The sequence below is a fragment of the Lactobacillus apis genome (genome assembly GCF_002837055.1).
GTDB lineage: Bacteria > Bacillota > Bacilli > Lactobacillales > Lactobacillaceae > Lactobacillus > Lactobacillus apis.
This window is the reverse complement of sequence record NZ_PDKP01000054.1, coordinates 1-1,523: the sequence shown is the minus strand read 5'-3', so window position 1 is coordinate 1,523 and position 1,523 is coordinate 1. Positions and strand designations below refer to the sequence as shown.

The following is a 1,523-nucleotide window of genomic DNA, read 5'->3' as shown; positions in this document are numbered from 1 at the left end:
ATAACTTTTGGGCTGAACAAAGCACTTTTAAAGGTAAAACTAACGACAAACTGGGACACCTTTTGTTCAATACTTTAACTAAGGTTTTAACTTCCGACACTACTTTCACCGGTCTGGAAAATCTCAATAATCTACCTGATGGTGGAGCAATTATCACAGCTAACCATTTCAATCAGATTGACTCTCTTCCGATTAAGCACTTAGCTAATAAAACTCACCATCACCTGGCCATTGCAATCGAGGACACCAATCTCAAGCTTCCTGGCATCTTAAGCTATCTGATGAATTACGTTGGTACCATTCCACTGATCAAAAGTCCAAGCTACATTGGTACTGAATTTCCTAAGCATCTTCATGATGAGTTAGCAAAAAATAATTGGGTTTTAATCTTCCCTGAGCAAGAAATGTGGTGGAACTACCGCAAACCGCGTAAACTTCAACGTGGCGCGTATTATTTTGCCGCTCAACAAAACGTCCCGATTGTCTCAACTTTTGTTGAAATTCAAGAAAAAGATAAATTGGAAAAAGATCATCCTAATTTTTATCAAACTAAGTATATTGTTCACGTTTTACCAACAATTTACCCAGATGTTAAATTAAGTGCTAATGAAAATTCTAAAAAGATGCTTGCTCAGGACTATCAGCAAAAAGTTAAAGCCTTCGAGGAAGCCTATCACCGCCAATTGGACCCAACTTTTACCCCATGGGACATTGCCGGTTGGCGCTATGACTATCAAAATAGCAAAACAAAGAAATAGACTTAATTATTTTTAAGGACTATCATATAGTAATAAACTAAATTATTTTAGTTCTAGAAAAGGGGTTTTTCTGATGGAGAAATTTACAAAAGAATCATTGGCAAAATTTGATGGTAAAAATGGTAATCCAGCATACGTTGCAATTGACGGCGTCGTTTACGATGTAACTGGTAACCCACACTGGGCTGAAGGTGAACACCACGGCAATTTAGCTGGTCAAGACTTAACTGTTGCAATTGGCCAATCACCTCACGGTAAAAGTGTTTTAGGCAACTTAAAAGAAGTTGGTACCTACGAAGCTTAATCTTCTATTAGGTTCAAATTTTAAAAAGTAAAAAGAACACAATTTTCGCAAAGAAAGTTGTGTTTTTTTGTTATGGCAAATCACAAAATTCAATCAAGCTTCTTATTCATATAAGTTTGACTGCTGCATGCGGATAACACCATATATCCACATATTTATAAAATTATAATTAAAATAAAATTGACATATTATTAAATAGTTATTACAATGTGCAATTATAGCGCAGTTACTAATGATAAGGAGATAGATTATGACAAAAACACTTTTTGCTAATTTTTCATTATTTGATGGCACCAAAAATGAAATTCAGGATAACGCTTGGTTATTAGTTGATAACGACACCGGTAAAATCACAGAAGTTGGAACAGCTAATCCACCTGCAGCAGACGAGAAAGTCGATTTAGCTGGCAAATACGTTATGCCAGGTTTAATCAATTGCCACACACATGTGACTATGAACC

At 35.6% G+C, this 1,523-nt stretch carries 2 protein-coding genes and 1 pseudogene; all 3 read left to right on the top strand.

Annotated features, from left to right (window positions below; all coding sequences use genetic code 11):
* Window positions 1–758: lysophospholipid acyltransferase family protein (locus CRG87_RS07850; protein WP_101138736.1), on the top strand; the 758-nt coding region annotated here is incomplete at its 5' end.
* Window positions 759–831: 73 nt separating this feature from the next.
* Window positions 832–1,062 (top strand): cytochrome b5 domain-containing protein, encoded by a 231-nt coding sequence (locus tag CRG87_RS07845; protein ID WP_074426113.1) that lies wholly within the window; start codon window positions 832–834, stop codon window positions 1,060–1,062.
* Window positions 1,063–1,312: 250 nt separating this feature from the next.
* Window positions 1,313–1,523 (top strand): annotated as a pseudogene (locus CRG87_RS07840) (amidohydrolase family protein); the annotation flags it as partial.